The 19,008-nt window shown below is 58.0% G+C and carries 8 protein-coding genes and 1 tRNA gene; 6 read left to right on the forward strand and 3 right to left on the reverse strand.

The window, feature by feature from the left end; all coding sequences use genetic code 11:
• Window positions 1-917: 917 nt before the first annotated feature.
• From QT231_RS11705 to QT231_RS11715, 3 genes are all read right to left on the reverse strand, one after another.
• Window positions 918-994, reverse strand: a tRNA-Arg gene (locus tag QT231_RS11705).
• A gap of 95 nt (window positions 995-1,089) precedes the next feature.
• Window positions 1,090-2,037, reverse strand: coding sequence for an AEC family transporter (locus tag QT231_RS11710; RefSeq protein WP_308337038.1), 948 nt, complete (start codon window positions 2,035-2,037; stop codon window positions 1,090-1,092).
• 173 nt (window positions 2,038-2,210) lie between these two features.
• Window positions 2,211-4,232 (reverse strand): diguanylate cyclase, encoded by a 2,022-nt coding sequence (locus tag QT231_RS11715; protein WP_308337039.1) that lies wholly within the window; start codon window positions 4,230-4,232, stop codon window positions 2,211-2,213.
• 266 nt (window positions 4,233-4,498) lie between these two features.
• Between QT231_RS11715 and QT231_RS11720 the strand changes: the two genes are divergently transcribed.
• From QT231_RS11720 to QT231_RS11745, 6 genes are read left to right on the forward strand one after another with little or no spacing between them, the layout of a single operon-like run.
• Complete coding sequence (locus QT231_RS11720; RefSeq protein WP_308337040.1) at window positions 4,499-6,505, forward strand: capsular polysaccharide biosynthesis protein; 2,007 nt, start codon at window positions 4,499-4,501, stop codon at window positions 6,503-6,505.
• A 1-nt stretch (window position 6,506) separates the two neighbouring features.
• On the forward strand, window positions 6,507-7,748 hold the full coding sequence (locus QT231_RS11725) for a capsular biosynthesis protein (protein WP_308337041.1): 1,242 nt from the start codon (window positions 6,507-6,509) through the stop codon (window positions 7,746-7,748).
• The gene (locus tag QT231_RS11730; RefSeq protein WP_308337042.1) at window positions 7,745-8,590 is read left to right on the forward strand and encodes an SDR family NAD(P)-dependent oxidoreductase; all 846 of its coding nucleotides are present in this window, start codon (window positions 7,745-7,747) and stop codon (window positions 8,588-8,590) included. Before QT231_RS11725 ends, QT231_RS11730 begins: the two co-directional genes overlap by 4 nt.
• Window positions 8,583-10,208 carry an LTA synthase family protein gene (locus tag QT231_RS11735; RefSeq protein ID WP_308337043.1) on the forward strand — a complete coding sequence of 542 codons (1,626 nt, stop codon included), beginning with the start codon at window positions 8,583-8,585 and terminating at the stop codon, window positions 10,206-10,208. The genes QT231_RS11730 and QT231_RS11735 overlap by 8 nt, the downstream gene beginning before the upstream one ends.
• A complete protein-coding gene (locus tag QT231_RS11740) occupies window positions 10,205-17,683 on the forward strand; it encodes a type I polyketide synthase (protein ID WP_308337044.1) in 7,479 nt (2,492 codons plus the stop codon). Before QT231_RS11735 ends, QT231_RS11740 begins: the two co-directional genes overlap by 4 nt.
• Window positions 17,680-19,005, forward strand: a complete 1,326-nt coding sequence (locus tag QT231_RS11745; RefSeq protein ID WP_308337045.1) for an aminotransferase class I/II-fold pyridoxal phosphate-dependent enzyme — start codon at window positions 17,680-17,682, stop codon at window positions 19,003-19,005. Before QT231_RS11740 ends, QT231_RS11745 begins: the two co-directional genes overlap by 4 nt.
• Window positions 19,006-19,008: the final 3 nt, after the last annotated feature.

Consider the following 19,008-nt stretch of genomic DNA (forward strand, 5'->3'; position numbering starts at 1 on the left):
GCACACCCGCGAAAGCAGCGCGGAGCGGTGCCGTGGTTGGCTCTTGCAGGCAGTGTTGGTTCGGTACCACTGGGCGTCGTTCCGCCGCCATCCGCGGGTGCCTACGAACGCTCGCTGAACTCGCGTTCTTCGTTACCACGCGCTACGGGTATGTGCACTAAGCTGAACCGGTGGGTTTCGTAGCGCGTGGTAAGCCTCAGGCGCACCCGCGGAAGCAGCGCGCAGCGGTGCCGGGGTTTGGCTCTTGCAGGCAGTGTTGGTTCGATGCCCTTGGGCGTCGTCCCGAAGCCATCCGCGGGTGCCTCATTCGCTCGTACCTCGCGAGATTCGTTACCACGCGCTACGGGTATGTGCACTAAGCTGAACCGGTGGGTTTCGTAGCGCGTGGTAAGCCTACGGCGCACCCGCGGAAGCAGCGCGAAGCGGTGCCGGGGCTTGGCTCTTGCAGGGAGTGTTGGTTCGGTGCCCCTGGGCGTCGTTCCGCCGCCATCCGCGGGTGCCTCATTCGCTCGTACCTCGCGAGATTCGTTACCACGCGCTACGGGTACGTGCACTAAGCTGAATCGGTGAATTTCGTAGCGCGTGGTAAGCCTACGGCGCACCCGCGAAAGCAGCGCGTAGCGGTGCCGGGGGTTGGCTCTTGCAGGCAGTGTTGGTTCGGTGCCATTGGGCGTCGTTCCGCCGCCATCCGCGGGTGCCTACGAACGCTCGTTGAACTCGCGTTCTTCGTTACCGCGCGCTACGGGTACGTGCACTAAGCTGAGTCGGTGGATTAAGCAGCGGGATTTAGCAGGAACAGCGAGGAACGTTGAGGAACTAAAAAACCATGTATTTCAGAGCATTGTACTCTTTTTCAGGCCTTCTCAGGACATCTCAGGACATCTCAGGACATCTCAGGACATCTCAAGAATGGCCGTTGGCGTCCCTGGCAGGAGTCGAACCTGCGACCTGCCGCTTAGGAGGCGGCTGCTCTATCCTACTGAGCTACAGGGACTAACGTGGTCTAACTAGCGGGCGCATAGTATAACGCGTCGGCTTCGGCAGGGCCAACCGCGTTGCGCTATCCAATAAGGCTATTAGATCGAATGGCTATATCCAGCCGAGCAAACGCAGTGCGAAAACACCTAGCGTAACGGTAACGCTTGCCATTAGCGTGGTGATGGCGATGATATTGGCCGCTAATGGCACATTGCCACCTATCGCCTTCACCATCACAAAGCTGGCGGCGGCGGTGGGGCTGGCGAAAAACAGGAACAATAAGCCCAACTGTTCACCTGAAAACCCTATCATCCAGGCCGCCAAGGTGGAGAGTATGGGGAGCGTGACCATCTTCATCAAGCTAGCGCCGAGTGCCACTTGGCTACTGTCGCGCATACTCGACACGGAGAGCGTCGCACCAATACAAATCAGCGCCAGCGGCAGTGTTAACGAGGCAAAATAGTCCCCTGAGGTAATCACCCAGGTGGGCAGAGGAATCGAAAGCGCGGTAAAGGGTAATGCCGCAAACACCGAGATAATCAGCGGGTTGGTGGCCACATGTTTGAGCAGACTGCGCCAATCAGTAGATTGACCCGGCTGGTAAAATGCCAGCACGACAACCGAAAGCGCGTTGTAGGTCACAATCACCACACCCAGCAGAAGGCTACCCGCTGAAAGACCATAGTTACCGTACATCCCCGCCGCCAGTGCTAAGCCTACGACCCCACAATTGCCGCGAAACGCGCCTTGGACATAAATACCGCGATCCTGGCGGGCCACACGGTAGTGCGCCCATGCCCAACTGAGCAAAAACTGGCCGAGCGTTGCAGCCGCAAAAAACACCATCAGTGAAACATCTAGAGCAACGCTTAAATCGGCTTTTACCAAACTGAGGAAAATCAAGGTGGGGAGCGTTGCTCTAAATACCAGCGCTGAGGCGGTCGAGACAAAGGCGCTATCGATCCATTTCAAACGCTTAAGCCCCAGGCCAACAAACACCATCGCGAAGACAGGCAGCGTGACATCAAGCGTGCGGGCAAACAGTTCAAGTAGGTTCACAACAGTATCTCGGTCAGCCTTGATTTAAACAACTGGCTTCCAGCAACAAATTTAGCACCTACTTATACTGTACTGGCTGAAGACGTTTGTCGACTGGCAAGCGCCCCTGCTGTGTAGAACATGTGCTGTGGAGAACAGTGATGTGCAGAACAGAACAACGCGCTTACCAGAGGTTATTTGGGCTGATCAAAGAGCTCCATGACATCATCGTTGGGCATATTAACCACCACCCCATCACGGCCGTGCTCCTTGGCTTTGTAACTACCGGCATCGGCACGCGCTAAAACATCCTCCACGCTGGTATCAATATCATCAAAGGTAGTCACACCGATACTCAAGGTGACCATATATTCTTTGCCTGCATGGGTGACGGAAATTTCACTGACCGATTGACGCAGTGACTCTGCGATTTTCCTTGCCTGAGCCAACGTACAACTGGGAAGCAGCACACCAAACTCGTCGCCTCCCTGACGCGCCACATGGTCACTACGGCGTACTTCCCAGGCGACCACCTGGGCAATGCGGCGCAACATCTCGTCGCCCAGGGCGTGGCCACCTTCGTCATTGATGGGTTTGAAGTGATCCAAATCAAACAGCAAAAGGGCTGAAGGCGTGCTGGTTTTTTGGAAGTCGGCAAACGCCTCTTCCAGGCGGCGCTCAAAGCCTCGGCGATTCAACAGCCCGGTCAATGGATCGTGCTCCGCCTCCCAGCGTTGAATGGCTTCCTGCTCCCGGCGCTCGGTAATATCTTTGACAACCCCCACTAAACCGAGGGTATGCCCGTCCTGGGAGAGCGTAACCACACGGGCATGAATATCCAGCCACAGCAGCTCATTATCGCTGCGTAAAAAGCGCAACTGACGAACAAAATCACTACCGGTTTGCAGGCTGTGCAGCCACATATCCTTCGCACCATCGATATCGTCAGTATGAATCTGCTTAAGCCATGTTTTCATGGGCATATCGATGGAAACCCCCAGCATCTCCAGTAGCGCGGGGTTCATATAAGTAATGTCGCCCTTAATGTTGGCGACAAACATACCCTGTGGCGCCGCATTGAGCACCGAGTCAAGAAACGCCTCGCGCTCTTGAAGGTGGTCTAGCAGCAGTTGCCGCTCATCCTCTACACGATTAAAGGTGCTCGCCACCTGCTGCAACTCTTGCATCTTCGTCGCCAGGCTGACGCTCTCACGGTGCCCTAACCCAACCTCACCAATCTGTTTTTCCAAATGCCTTAAGGGTGAAAGCACTCGTCCCAGCATCCACCACAGCAGCGGGAAAATGAGTAAAACCAGCACAACCCATGTCCACCATAGCTGTCTGATAAAATCAGCTAATGGAAGCTGCGCTTGGTCAACAGGTAAATAGAGCCCCACGACCCAACCAGCAGGCCATACCTGGGCATAAGATTGGAGCGCTAATTGGCCAGTTAAGAGCTGCCCAACGCCATCCCCCTCCCAACCATCCAGAGCCAAATTTAACAAAGGGTTAAATGTCTCACGGGGGACGTCCCCATTAATCAGTGAGGTATCTGGGTGGTATAAGACTTTACCAGAGGCAGTTGCAACACCTGCATAGCCTTTTTGGCCCAGACGGACTTTGGCTAAACGGCTAAATATCCCTCCGGAGTCCAAGCTAAGAATGCCCCCAATAAAGCCATCGAAATCGCCCTGTTCGGTGAAACGCGGCACCCCCACTAGCACCATCGGCATACCACTCGCACGCCCTACAAACGGCTCGCTAACATAGGGACGACGGATACCGCGCAACATACGAAAGTATTCAAGCTCAGCGGTTTCAAGCCCTACCCTGCCAACGATAGCGGGCCAGTCAGCAATAATCTTTCCATCGCGGTTACCCACCACAATTCCTTCGAACCATGCCATTAGGCTATCGTTCTGCCGCAGTTGGTGGCTGATCCAGCTCGCATCATCAGTGGGGCCTATCATTTCGCTTAAACGCTCTAACGCCTGAAAGCGCATATCGATTTGCTGGGTGACCTCATCGGCGAGCATGGTGGCTTCATAACGCAGGTGCGACATATTCGTTTCCTGCACCATGGTCTTACCGACTTTCCATGCCATGCCTAGCACCAACGCGATCAGCAATAGCAAGGTAAAGGAGAGCCCCAGCAAAAGCCGCCCCTTTAACGAACTAAAAGAAAATAGATTTTTTAGCAGATGGGTAAAGCGCACCGATTATCCTTTTTATGCATCCTTTACTTAGCCCCAGGTTCGGCAGAGCAGTATCAATCACACAGAGCGCAGACCAACTTACCAAAAAAGTAGCAATTATGCGCGTTGAATAAATCAAACTTAAGGCAATTTTTTTTTATCATGCAAATGGTTGCTGCGGGTAGAAAAATAGTGAGCACTCACAAAACCTGAATTGATAACCCCCTACAAATCACGTATGTTCGCCCGCCTACACCTTATCCTGTTTCCTCACCGCGGCCTTATTTATGGCGAAACGAACAGCAGGTTACACATCTTCAGGTATTGGCAAGCTGGCTGCCCTGCCTGCGCTGCTGTCCGAATTTGACCAATTCATCAAAATAAGTGCGCTCAAGCCCCAGCCCGATGCGGTGATTGGTTGGGGGCTGAAGCCCACCAGCGCCCGCGCCAGGCGGTATGCCCAGCGTCGACAACTACCTTACATCGCCTTGGAAGATGGTTTTATACGCTCCTTAGGGTTAGGCGTAAACGGCTTTCAACCGCACAGCCTGGTGGTCGATGAAACCGGTATTTATTACGATGCATCGCGTCCTTCTGATTTAGAAAACTGGCTAAACACGGGCACTTTCGACGTTGAAGAGCTAGCCCAGGCGGAGCGCTGTATGGCGCTGATCGCGCACTACCGGCTCTCCAAATATAACCACGCCCCCGACCAACCTATTAACAGTAACAGCCGAGGGCGCGTGCTGGTGGTTGATCAAACCGCCGGGGATGCCTCTATTCACTACGGCGGCGCCAGCGGTAGTAGCTTCGATCAAATGCTTGAGGCCGCGTTAGCAGAGCACCCGGACAGCGATATTCTGGTCAAGATCCATCCGGATGTCATCGCAGGGAAAAAACAGGGCCACCTGCTTAACGCCGCGGCTCACCCGCGCTGTCAGGTAATAGGTGAAGACCTTAATCCCTGGGCGCTATTTGATCAGGTCGACCATGTCTATGTGGTCACCAGCCAGCTTGGTTTTGAAGCCCTGGTTGCCGGTAAGCAGGTACACTGCTTCGGCATTCCGTTTTACGCCGGCTGGGGGCTTACCCATGACCAACTGACCTGCCAGCGCCGTCGCGTTAAACGCACGCTAGTTGAAGTGTTTGCTGCCGCCTATTTACGCTACTGCCGCTACGCCAACCCTTACACCCGGCAGTCCGCCACGCTGGAAGAGACGATTGCCTTAATCGCCGACCAGAAGCGCCAGCAGGAGCGCCACCGGGGCAACTGGCGTGCATGTGGTTTCTCTTCATGGAAACGGCGCTTTATTAGCGACTTTTTAGGCCCCGCCGCTCAGGTGAATTATCGAGCCGAATTGGCAGTCAGCGCGCAGCCCGACGAACGGCAGTTGGTGTGGTCAAGTCGCATTGATGCTGAGTTTAAACGCCAGTACGCGCAGCACATGGCCAACCTATGGCGCATGGAAGATGGATTTATTCGCTCGGTGGGTCTGGGTGTCGATCTCACCCAGCCATTATCGCTGGTCGTTGACTCCCAAGGCATCTATTACGACCCCAGCCAGCCTAGCGACCTGGAAGAGCTGCTCAATGGCACCCACTTTAGTGACGACCTGCTGTTACGAGCCAAGCATTTACGTGAAAGGCTGGTAGCGCTCAAGCTCTCCAAATACAACGTGCGGGGCCAGGCAGAGGTCGAACTGCCCCAGAACCGTTACATCATATTAGTGCCCGGCCAAGTAGAGAGCGATGCATCAATTGCCACCGGCTCGCCGCACATCAATACTAATAGCGGACTGTTGAACGCTGTGCGTAGCGCCCATCCGGATGCCTACATCGTTTATAAAGCTCATCCTGACGTATTGAGCGGTGCGCGTGTCGGGGCACTCGATACCGATGCCAAACGCCTGTATGATCTAGATGCCAGTGACATCGACATCGCCACCCTGTTAGAGCGCGTCGATGCAGTGCATACGATGAGCTCCTTGACCGGATTTGAAGCACTTTTGCGCCAGCGCAAGGTCAGCACCTACGGGCTACCGTTTTATGCTGGCTGGGGCCTAACGCAGGATGCGCTTAGCTGCCCACGCCGTGCGCGCTCACTCTCGCTGGATGCGCTGGTGGCCGGGACACTGATTCTCTACCCCGGCTATGTAGACCCAACGACCCGCCAGCTATGTAATGCTGAAACCGTCGTCAGCCTGTTGGAACAGGCAAGAACCCAAAAAAACACCCTTACATGGAAACAGCACCTCTACCGCTGTTATCGTAACTTGTTGATCGGAAGGCATTGAGTTGAAGGATCAAAAGCGTGCATTCTTATTTTTGCAGGGCGTTTGCTCACCATTTTACCAGCGCTTGGCCAGGCGTTTGGTCAATGATGGGCATCGCGTGGTTAAGGTCAACTTTAATGCGGGCGATATCGCCTATTGGCAGCGCACCCACGGCGAAAGCCACCTGTTTCGCGGCCCAATCGCTGAATTACCCGGCTATATCAAAACACTCTGGGAGCAATACGCTATCACCGACCAGGTAGTGTTCGGTGATCGTCGCCCTATTCATCGCCCCGCGGTCGATAATGCCGCCGCCGCTGGCGTACGTACCCACGTGTTTGAAGAGGGCTACTTTCGCCCTTTCTGGATCACCCTGGAACGCGAAGGCGTTAATGGCCACTCGCTGCTGCCCCGCGATCCAAACTGGTTTTATGAGACTGGCAAAGCACTGCCTGAGCCACCCGCACCGGTGCGCTTTCGCTCATCATTTAAAATTCGTGCAATGCACGATGTCGGCTACCACTTGGCCGGTCTAGCCAACCCACTGGTCGCGCCGCGCTACCGCAATCACGCGCCGATCACAGCTCCCGTTGAGTACGCGGGCTATCTCAAGCGGTTTGCCCAGTTAAAAGCCGTGTGGAAAAAACGCGATGCAGCGCGCATCAAAGCACTGATCGAAAGCGGTCGTCCCTATTTTATGCTGCCGCTGCAATTAAACAGCGACGCACAAATTCGCGATCACTCCCCCTACGCCAATATGCAGGAAGTAATGGATGATGTGATGGCATCGTTCGCCAAACACGCACCCGGCGAGACGCAGCTGTGCATCAAGAACCACCCTTTGGATATGGGCTTGGTCAATTACCCCAAGATCATCAAACAGCTTGAAGAGCGTCATGGCCTGCAAGGGCGCATCGTTTACCTGGAGTCGGGGGATCTCAACGCCCTGCTCAAACACGCCAGGGGCAATGTGACTGTCAACAGCACCGTGGGCATCGTGTCGCTGGAGAAGAACTGCCCCACCTATGCGCTTAGCGATCCGATCTACAATTTAGATGGACTGACCTACCAAGGTGGCCTAGCGGATTTTTGGCAGCAGCCTCAGCCGCCCAATGGCGAGCTCTTTGGCTATTTTCAAAAGACCGTAATGCACGCCGTTCAGGTTAACGGTGGCTACTACTGTCAGCCAGGTATCGATTTAGCCGTGGACAACGCCGCCCGTATACTCGAAGCCTGCCCGTCGCCGCTGGAGAAGTTGCTGTGACTGAAGCTGTGACAGAACCTGTGACCGTTACTGAGAAGTCGGCTGCGAATCAGCCTACTCAGAACCGCTGCGTGCTGATCACCGGAGCCACTGGTGCTATTGGGGGCGCCCTGGCCAACGCCTATGCCGCCACCGGCACCCATCTGGTGCTGCATGGGCGGCAGCAGGAGAAGCTAGAGGCAATAGCTAACACTTGTCGTCAGCAAGGCGCTCAGGTCACCCTATCCACTATCGACCTGACCGACGACCACGCCCTGCAAGGCTGGCTAGCCGAACTCTGCGCCGATCAGGTGCCAGATATCGTGATTGCCAACGCGGGCAAGAATACCCACCCCCAAGGGCCAGCTCTCTTAGAGCCCTGGGAGGACGTACAGGCGCTGCTGGATATTAACCTGAAAACCCCTATTGCCATGGTGCAGCACCTGGTACCTGCCATGCAGGCCCGGGGCAGCGGCCAACTGGTGCTGATTAGCTCCCTGGCGGCATGGCACGGTTTACCCACCACGCCCAGCTATAGCGCCAGCAAAGCGGGTATCAAAGCTTATGGCGAAGGATTACGTGGACTGCTCGCGCCTCACAACATTGGCGTAACGGTGGTGATGCCCGGCTATGTCACCTCACCGATGTGTGAAGCCATGCCCGGCCCCAAACCCTGGGAGTGGCCGCCCGAACGCGCCGCCAAGGTGATTAAGCGCGGCATCACTGCAAACCGCGCGCGCATCAGCTTCCCCTTCCCGCTCAATTTCGGCACCTGGTGGCTGGCAGTACTGCCCGCGGGAATTTCTCAGTGGTTGATCAAACGCCTGGGCTTTAATCACCCGGGAGATACGCCCCATGATTAGCGCGCTGATAGGGCCGCTGCTATTGGGGCTGTTGATAAGCGGCGCGTTTGAAGCCCTGCTTAAGCCGCGACCGCGCCCTTTTTGGCAGCGCGGAGTAGCCGCCAATAGTGTGCACCTTGGCACATGGCTACTGCTTTTCGGGCTGCTGGTGTTGCTACTCCAGCGCCCCTGGTTTGCGGTGATGGTATTTCTCTCGCTGCAACTGGTCGTCGTGCAGTCAAGCAACGCCAAATCGCATACGCTCAACGAGCCGTTTATCTGCCACGACTTTGAGTACTTTTGGGACGCCATTCTGCACCCGCGCCTCTACGTGCCTTTCTTCGGCGTTGGCTTGGCGATTGCCGCCAGCAGCGCCGCTGCCGTAGCGATTGGTGCGTTCTTTTACTGGGAGGGCTCGCTGGTATCCAGCGAGGGCGCTAGCCGCTTTTTAACCAATGCAGTGGTGTTAATCGCAGCAGGCGCCCTGCTACTGGCATTCAGCGTACCCAGGCTGCCTGCCATTACTTTGCGGCCCATAGGTGACATGCACTACCTGGGGCTATTCGCCAGCCTGTGGGCCTACGGCGTGGCGCTGATGCGCTCCCCCGTGCCTGCGTCTGAGCAATCTCCCTTTCACGCTTTAACAGCGGTGGCGAGTGCGCATCAAGGCGGGCAGCCTCTGCCCAACGTGGTGCTGGTGCAGAGCGAGTCGTTTTTCGACCCGCGCCCCTGGTGTAAAGAGGTAAACAGCGACCTACTCCCCCATTTCGATGCCACCCGCGCAAGTGCCAGCCTGCATGGCGCGTTAAACGTGCCCGCCTGGGGCGCCAACACGGTGCGTACCGAGTGCGCTGTACTAACCGGCGTTGCCCCCAGCCAGTGGGGTACGCGTCAATTCAATCCTTACCGCACGCTTGCTCGTCACCCAATGCCCAGTTTAGCGAGTGCACTAAAAGCGGCAGGTTATCGCACGGTTTGTGTGCACCCTTACCTGGCAAGCTTCTATTTTCGCCACAAGGTAATGCCCCAATTAGGCTTTGACCACTTTATAGATATCAATGCTTTCCAGAACAGTGACAAAAATGGTCAGTACGTTAGTGACCAGGCGGTTGCACGAAAGATTGGACGGCTGCTTGAAGATGACGATAATAGGCCGCTATTTTTGTTTGTTATCACCATGGAAAATCACGGCCCGCTCCATTTAGAAGCACCAAACCAGGCGACACTAGCCAATACGCTACCCGGTGCCCCCTGGCCGTTGCCCAACCACCTGCGTGATTTCGCGGTCTATTTGCAGCATTTGAGCGAATCCGACAAGATGCTAGCCAGTGTTAAAAATTCGCTAAATACTGCAAAGCGTCCAGGGCTGCTAGGCTGGTATGGGGATCATGTACCGATTCTGCCTGAGGCTTATGCGCACTTTACGCCCCCAGATAGCCGCACACCCTACACGGTATGGTCATCAGCGGATTGGAAAACAGCAGATGAGCGGTTGGCAACGGCGCATGGAGCAACGACTAATGAGCCACTTGAACTAGCCGCAAACGAACTTGGTGTCCAGTTATTTCAACAGGTGTTTGGACACGATATAAGTAACGATGTGATCAAGGCAGAACCAGAACCTCAGGAGCAAGAATGACTAAACGCGTTGCCATTATCGGCGCCGCCCATCGTTTCCCCGGCACCACCCCTGAAACGTTCTGGCAGGACCTGCAAGCCGAAAAAGATTTAGTTACCGAAGTGGCCGCCGATCGCTGGAGCCACGACGCCTTTTTGCACCCGGATAAGCGCCACCCCGGCACCAGCGTGACCTTTGCCGCCGGCAGCCTGGGCGATATCAGCGGATTTGACGCTGAGTTTTTTGGTATTTCGCCCCGCGAAGCGGCCAATATGGATCCCCAGCAGCGCATGCTCTTGGAGCTCGCCTGGGAAGCCATGGAAAACGCCAGCATTCTGCCCAGCTCCCTGCGTGGCAGCCAGTGCGGGGTATTTTTAGGCGTTGCCAGTCTCGACTACTCTTATCGCATCGCAGACGATATGGCGTCGATCGATGCCTCCACCGCCACCGGCAACACCTCCAGCATTGCCTCGAATCGACTGTCATATGTCTTCGACTTACACGGCCCCAGCATGTCGCTGGATACCGCCTGTTCGTCCTCAATGGTGGCCTTTCACCAAGCCTGCCAATCGATTCGCAGTGGCGAGACCAATATGGCGCTGGCAGGCGGTATTAGCCTTCACCTGCACCCCTATGGCTTTATCATTTTCTCCAAAGCCAGCATGCTCTCGCCTACTGGCCGCTGTCAGGTTTTCGATGAAGCGGGCAATGGCTATGTGCGCTCGGAAGGGGCAGGCATTTTCCTGCTCAAGGATTACGACCAGGCGGTCGCCGACGGCGACAACATTATTGCCGTAGTGGCAGGCTCGGCGGTCAACACCGACGGTCACAAATCCGGCCTGACGGTACCTAACCCCAGCGCCCAAATTGACTTGATGAAGCGCGCCTATCAGCAGGCGGGCATCTCGCCGGATGAGATCGACTACCTGGAAGCTCACGGTACCGGCACCGCCGTCGGCGACCCGATCGAGACCCGCGCGATTGGTGAAGCGCTCGGCCAGCAGCGTAAAACCCCGCTGCTGATTGGCTCGGTAAAAAGCAACCTGGGTCACCTGGAGACCGCCTCCGGCGTCGCCGGGCTGGCCAAGGCGCTCTACAGTATTCAGCACCGCGAAGTCCCCGCCACCATTGGCATTCGCAAACTCAATCCACGCATCAAGTTTGATGAGTGGAATATCTCGGTCGTCACCAAGGCACAGCCGCTGAAGCAGCAGGGCCGCTTGGTCATTGGCATTAACTCCTTCGGTTTTGGCGGCGCCAACGCCCACGTTATTTTGGAAAGCCCACCCGAGCGAGCCAAACCCGAACCACAGGCGCCGGACGCACCGCTACCCATTCGCCTTAGTGCCCGCAGCGAAGCCGCGCTCAGCCAAAGCGCTGAATCCCTTGCTAGCTATTTGCGTGAAAACGACTTGCGCGAAAACGACGGCACCGGCTTCTACGATATCGCCTACACGCTGTTCAACCGCCGTGACCAGCATAGCCACGGCGCGCTGCTGTTCGCCCAAACGGCGGAAGAAGCCGCCACGCGACTCAGCGAGTTTGCCGCCGGTGAAGCAAACAGCGTCACCACCCTGGAACGCCTACCCAACGCAGTAGGCCCGGTGTTCGTTTACGACGGTAACGGCTGCCAGTGGGAAACCATGGGGCACGACCTACTCGCCGAATCGGCGGTTTTCGCTGAGGCCATTGACCGCGTTGACGCCCTCTTTCAACAGCACGGCAATTTCTCGCTACGCGCCGAGCTTGAAGGTCGTAATAATGAACAGGAAAGTGCTGGCAACCGCTTCGCGCTGACCGAAATCGCCCAGCCGGCGCTGTTTGCCCTGCAAGTGGCGCTGACCGAGTGGCTGCGTGATCAAGGCATTACGCCCAAGGCAGTCTTCGGCCATAGCGTGGGTGAAGTAGCCGCCGCCTGGGCCAGTGGTGCATTAAGCCTGGAAGATGCGGTGAAAGTGATTTACTACCGCAGCGACTACCAGGGAAAAACCCGTGGTCAAGGCGAAATGACCGCCGTGGCCATGAGCGCCGACGATATTGAAACGTGGCTTGAAAAGCCCGAGTTCAATCAGGTTTGCCTGGCCGGTATTAACAGCCCGAAAGGTATTACCCTGGCAGGCGATAGCCAGCAGCTAGGCACCCTGGAAGCCGCCCTGAGCGAGCAGGATATCTTTGCCAAGCGCCTGCCGCTGGACTACGCCTTCCACAGCCCGGCGATGGACAGCATTGAAGCAGGGGTGATTGACGCGCTGGCGGATATTACCCCGCGCCCCACGCAGATCCCCTACTACTCCACCGTGACCGGCACGCTAAGTGACGGTCTTGAGCTGGGCGCCACCTACTGGTGGAAAAATATTCGGGAGCCGGTGCTGTTTGACGCCGCCGCTAGTGCGCTGATGGAACAGGGCTACAACGTCTTTGTAGAGATTGGTGCCCACCCCATTCTGCGCCGTTACCTCAATGAGTCGCTCCGCCAGTCAGAGCGCCCCGGGTTGGTCTTTGGCACCATCGAGCGCCATAAGCCGGGCCTTGAGGGTTTGCAGCGCTGCTTGAGTCAAGTGCTGTTAAGCGGTCTTGCCATGGGTAGCCGCTACTTCCCAGTGGAAGGGCAACGCGTGCCATTACCCCGCTATGCCTGGCAGCGTAGCCACCACTGGGTACACGGCACCAACGACAGCCAAGGCCTGCTTTCTCGCTACTACCAGCACCCGCTGCTGGGCTATCCTTTAGCCCAGCACGAACACACCTGGGAAAGCCAGCTCGACACCCAGCGCCAGCCGTGGCTGGCTGACCACGTAGTGGGTGAAGGCGCGGTGTTCCCTGGCGCCGGTTTTGTGGAGCTAACGTTAGCGGCGGCGCTGCAGCTAAAAGACTCCCCACTACTGGATATCGAAGAGCTGGAAATCCGCGCCCCGCTGCTACTGGATGGCCCCCATGGCCGCACCATGCGGCTGACCTACCTGCCGGAAGATGGCCGCTTGGAGATCCACTCCCGCGAGCCAGCCACCGGGGTTGAGTGGCAATTGAATGCCGTGGCCCGCACCATGCGCGAAAGTCGTGGTTTCCTGCTCAACCGAAAAGCGCCGGTGCTGCCTACACGTGCCCCGGATTACACACTGGCAGACCACCTGGAGATGGCCGAACGTATTGGCCTGCACTACGGCCCCGCCTTCCAGGCGATATCCCAGGGCTGGATTGAAGGTGATGCGGTGATTGGCGAAATCGCCCTCTCGGATGACGTCCAGGCGCAGCTCAGCAACCTTCACCTGCACCCCGGCATTCTGGATAGCGCCTTCCAGATGTTTATCCCGCTGCTCGCCCAGCATAGCGAGTTTGCTTCCCAGCTCGCCTTTGTGCCGGTGCGCGTGGGGCGCATTCAAGTCAATACCCAGGCGGGCGTGCCGGTCATCGCCCGTGCCGTGATGGGCAAACGTGCGCCGCACTCCTTCACTGCTGATTTCGAGCTGTATGACGCCGCCGGTAATGCGGTCGCCGTATTGAGCAAAACCCGCTTCAAAGCGATTCGTCTCAACCGTGCCCATCACCAGCACTTCAGCTATTTGGATGTGGAACTCACCCCAGCGCCAATGCAGGCAGAACCGCTAGCACTGCCTGCCGATGCGCTCGCCCGCCTGGCCGATATCGCCAGCGCTTACGGCGAAAGCACTGGCCAGCGTTACGGCAACGAAGTCGCCCCGCTGCTCGACAGCCTCAGTGAAGCCTTCGCCCAGCAAAACGCTGTTGCTGATAATGCTGTTGCTGATAATGCCGAAGCCGATGAAGCCCAGCACTCGCCAGACGTTATCTGGCAGTTGCTAGTACAGGACTACCCCGACTACTTTGCGCCCATTCACCTGGTGGGCCGTTTAGGATTTCACCAGCAGGCGCTACGCAGCGGCACCAGCGATCTTGAAGCGCTGGGCATTAGCCACGACCAGCTGGCACGCTTGAACCGTGTGCTGGTGGGTGAGAGCGGCTGGCAGGCATTGGCAGGCGAGTTAGCCGAGCTGATCGATGCCCTGATAGCAGAGCTCCCCGTGGGGCAGCGCTTGCAACTGCTGGAAGCAGGCCCCAGCGCGCCTGCGTTGGGCGAACGGTTGCTGGAACGCAGCGCCCAGGCGCTTTATCACGACCTTACCCACTATCGTGTTATTACCACCCTCGATAGCACCCGCCATCAGGCGGAGCAGCTGCAAGAACGCTTCCCGCTGATGGATATTCAACACCTGGGGCAAGATGACGCCACCGCGCTTACTGCCCCTGCTGGCGTTGAAAAAGCCCAACTGGCGTTTGTCAGCGTGGACATCACCCAACCTGCCGCCACGCGTCAGTTGATTGAGGCGCTACCAGCGCAACTGGCCCCCGGCGCCCAGGTCATGCTGATCGGTATCGCCCCCAGTCGCTGGTTAGATGATCTACTGGCCACACCTGGCATTGATCAAACCGCCCTGGAGCAAGAAGCGCTGATCGGCTGGCTAAACGACCAAGGCTTTGTGGTTTCCGCGTCGATGGCGCTGGAAGAGAGTGACAACGGTGCCTACCTGCTCCATGCACACTACCCGTTTGACACCGCCGCAAGTACACCAAGCACCGCTCAGCGGCGTCATTTGGTCGTCGCGGATCACCACAGCGAAGGGCTCGCCGCCAGCTTGGTCGAAGCGCTGCAATCGCTAGGCGCCCCGGCCCTGCTCAGCCTTAACCAAAGTGCACCCGCCGAGTTATTGGAGCACGCTTTAACTCAGCCAGCGCTAGCCCAACCCGCACTGGGCGAGCATGCTGAGCTACCACTCAATGTGATTGACCTGCGCGACCTCGGCGCCAGCAGCACTGAGGCGCAAACCGCACGCTGTGAGCACGCACTACAGTGGACGCTAGCCCTGGAGCAGCACTCCCTCGCCGCCTCCCTGTGGCTAGTGACCAACGGCCTTAGCGCGCTCTGGCAGACAACGACTGACTCTGGCCTTAGCGATAGCGAAGCCCTTAGCGATAGAGAAGCCCCTGGAGATGCCGCACTGTGGGGCTTTGGCCGCTCGCTGGCCAACGAAGCAGTAGGCCATAACGTCTACCTGCTGGATGTACCCGCGGCGATGAGCGCCCCCGCGCTACAAACCTGGGCGCAACTGCTGGCCCAACCGGATAGCGAAAATGAAGCGCTGATCGATAACCATGGTCGTCGCTTCGCTACCCGACTACGCACGCTACCGGCGCCCCGTCCAGCAGCAGCGGATCAAAGCGGGCCATCGCACCAAGCAATGACGCTGGGCTTCTCCATGCCTGGGCAGTTGCGTCAGTTGACCTGGCGCCCGCGTCCGCTTCCAGAAGCCGGTGCCGATGAGGTGGCCGTTCGTGTCAAAGCTACCGGGCTTAACTTCCGCGATGTGATGTACACACTCGGTCTGCTCTCCGATGAAGCGATTGAGAACGGCTTTGCCGGGCCAACCCTGGGGCTTGAGTTTTCGGGCGTGGTCGAAAGCGTGGGTAGCAACGTCACCCACCTAACGCCAGGGCAAGCCGTGGTCGGTTTCGGCCCCGCCAGCTTCAGCGATAAGGTGATCGCCAGCCAGCACGCCGTGGCACCGCTGCCAGAGGGCATCAGCTTTGCCGCCGCTGCGACGATCCCGACGACCTTCTTTACGGTCTACTACGCGCTTAAACACCTGGCGCGGGTAGAGCCTGGCGAGAAAGTGCTGATTCACGGTGCAGCAGGCGGTGTGGGTATCGCCGCGCTGCAAATTGCCCAGTGGCTGGGGGCGGAAATTTACGCCACGGTGGGCTCCGAAGAGAAACGCGACTTCCTGCGGCTGATGGGCATCGAGCGGCTCTATGACTCGCGCTCGCTCACCTTCGCCGAAGAGATCCTCGAAGACACCCAGGGCGAAGGCGTCGATGTGGTACTTAACTCATTGGCCGGAGAAGCGATCAACCAGAACCTGCGCGCCCTGCGCCCGTTCGGCCGCTTCCTGGAGCTGGGTAAACGCGACTTCTACGAAAACACTCATATTGGCCTGCGCCCGTTCCGCAACAACCTAAGCTACTTCGGTATCGATTCCGACCAGCTAATGAAGGTGCAGCCCGCACTTACCCAACGCCTGTTTGGCGAGATGATGGCGCTGTTTAACGACGGCACCCTAAGCCCGCTGCCGTTTACCTCGTTCAGCCACACCCAGGTAATTGACGCCTTCCGCTATATGCAGCAGGCTCGCCAGATCGGCAAAGTCGTAGTGACCTACGAACAGCCTATCGCACCGCCGAAAAACGACGTGCTAGGCACCGCAACGATGCAGCTGACAGCGGATGCCAGCTACCTGGTAACCGGCGGTCTGGGTGGTTTTGGGTTAAGAACGGCTCAATGGCTGGTCGATAAAGGCGCACGGCAGCTGATTCTGCTCAGCCGCAGTGGCCCAGCCAGTGAAGAGGCCCAAGCAGCGATTACGGCCTTTGAACAGCAAGGCGTTACGGTGCTCGCCACCGCCTGCGACATCACCGACCGCGCCGCGCTGGCCGATGTACTGGAGCGCGCCAAGGGTGAACTCGCACCGCTACGCGGCATTGTGCATGCTGCCACAGTGATCGACGACGGCTTGATCCGCAACCTGGATGCCGAACGCATTCAGAAAGTGTTGGCCCCCAAAATCGACGGTGCACGCCATCTCGATGCGCTCACCCGCGAGGCCGAGCTGGACTTCTTCGTACTCTACTCGTCGGCGACCACGCTGTTCGGCAACCCCGGTCAGGCTAACTATGTCGCCGCCAACCACTGGTTGGAAGCGTTTGCCGCCAATCGCCGTGCCGCGGGCTTACCGGCCACCTGTGTACGCTGGGGCGCGATTGAAGATGTCGGCTTCCTGGCCCGCAACACCCGTACCCGGGATGCGCTGCAAGAGCGCCTCGGCGGCTCCGCTCTACGCTCGGATGACGCGCTGAAAGTACTCGAACAGATGCTGCTGGCCCCAGGGCCAAGCCTAGGCGTGCTGGAACTGGAGTGGGGTGCGCTTGCGCGCTTCTTACCGACGGCCGAAGCACCGCGCTTTAACGAAATTGCCCGCGCCAGCGACGACGACGGCAGCGCCGATGCCGACGACGACATCAGTGCCCTGCTGGCCGATCTCTCCCCTGAGGAGCTGCACAGCGCGGTCACCGACCTGCTGCGTGCTGAGCTGGCCAGCATTCTGCTGGTGGATGAAGAGAAGCTCGATATTCACCGCTCGGTCTACGATATGGGCTTTGACTCCCTGATGGGGGTTGAACTAATGACCGCTATCGAGAACCGCCTGGGCGTTCAGGTGTCAGTAATGGTGCTCAGTGAAGCATCGACCCTCGACAAACTGGCGGGCGTGCTGATTCAGAAAATGCACCAGCACGACGATGTTGAAGACGCTCCGCAGGATGCGATAGCCTCACTGGCCGCTCAACATGGCACTGAAGATTTAGGCACCGAAGGGGACACCTCTAAGCCTGCGTCTGCCTCCTCATCACCCGCGACTGAGACTCCATGACCGCTAAGCGCTCTGAACTGAAACAGCAACTGCTGGAAAAAGCACGCAAGCGCACCGTGCCACGTGCTGCCAGCGCCGCCGCCCCGTCTCTCAATGGGCATAGCAGTGAACAGCGCATGGTGCCGGAGCGCTTTACACGCTTTGACGCCCAACCGGGCTATCAGCAAATCGCCATGATGCGCCAGGCCGCCGAACAGTTAGGCTTGGTCGACCCGTTTTTCAAGGTGCATGAAGGCACCGCCGGGGCGACCAGCGTGATCAATGGCCAGACCTGTATCAACTTTGCCAGCTACAACTACCTCGGCTTCTCAGGCGACCCGCGCATCAATCAAGCCGCCTGCGATGCAGTGGCGCGTTACGGCACCTCGGTCTCCGCCAGTCGCGTGGTCTCCGGGGAACGGCCTATTCACCAAGAGTTGGAACAGGCCCTGGCCACCGCCTACGACGTTGAGGACGCCGTGGTGTTTGTGAGTGGCCACGCAACCAATGTCTCCACCCTGGGCCACCTGCTGGGCCCCAAGGATTTAGTGCTCCACGACGAGTATATCCATAACAGCTCGTTAGTTGGCGCGCAGCTTTCCGGCGCCAAGCGCATGTCGTTTAGCCATAACGACCCCGCTGCGCTGGAAGCCCTGCTGGCCCGTCACCGGCATCAGTTTGAACGCGTACTGGTGGTGATTGAAGGGCTCTACAGCATGGATGGCGACATCCCAGAGCTGCCCCGTTTTATCGAGCTCAAGCAGCGCTACCAGTCCTGGCTGATGGTCGATGAAGCCCACTCCTTTGGTGTCATGGGCGACACCGGCCTGGGGCTGCGCGAGTATTTCGATATCGACCCGCGTGATGTGGATATCTGGATGGGCACCATGAGCAAAGCCATGGCTGGCTGCGGTGGCTATATCGCGGGCAGCAAACCGCTGGTGGAAACGCTACGCTACCTGGCTCCCGGCTTCCTATACAGCGTGGGCATGCCTGCCCAGGTCGCCGCCCCTTCACTCGCCGCGCTGCACCTGATGCAGCAAGAGCCCGAACGAGTACAGCGCCTGCACGCCATCTCCCGCTACTTTCTTGAACAGGCCACTGCCCGCGGGTTAGATACGGGCAAAAGCATCGGCGCTGCGGTCGTACCGGTGATTATTGGCAGCTCTGCGTCGGCTGCCAGGCTCTCCAATGCCCTGCTGGAACAGCACATCAACGTACAGCCGATTCTGCACCCGGCGGTACCCGAAAAAAGCGCACGTTTACGCTTCTTTCTCTCCTGTGACCACACCCAGGCGCACATTGACCAAACCCTTGATGCGCTCACCGCGCTACTGCCATAATTT

It is taken from the genome of Halomonas sp. SpR1 (assembly GCF_031010175.1).
In the GTDB taxonomy this organism is placed as follows: Bacteria; Pseudomonadota; Gammaproteobacteria; order Pseudomonadales; family Halomonadaceae; genus Vreelandella.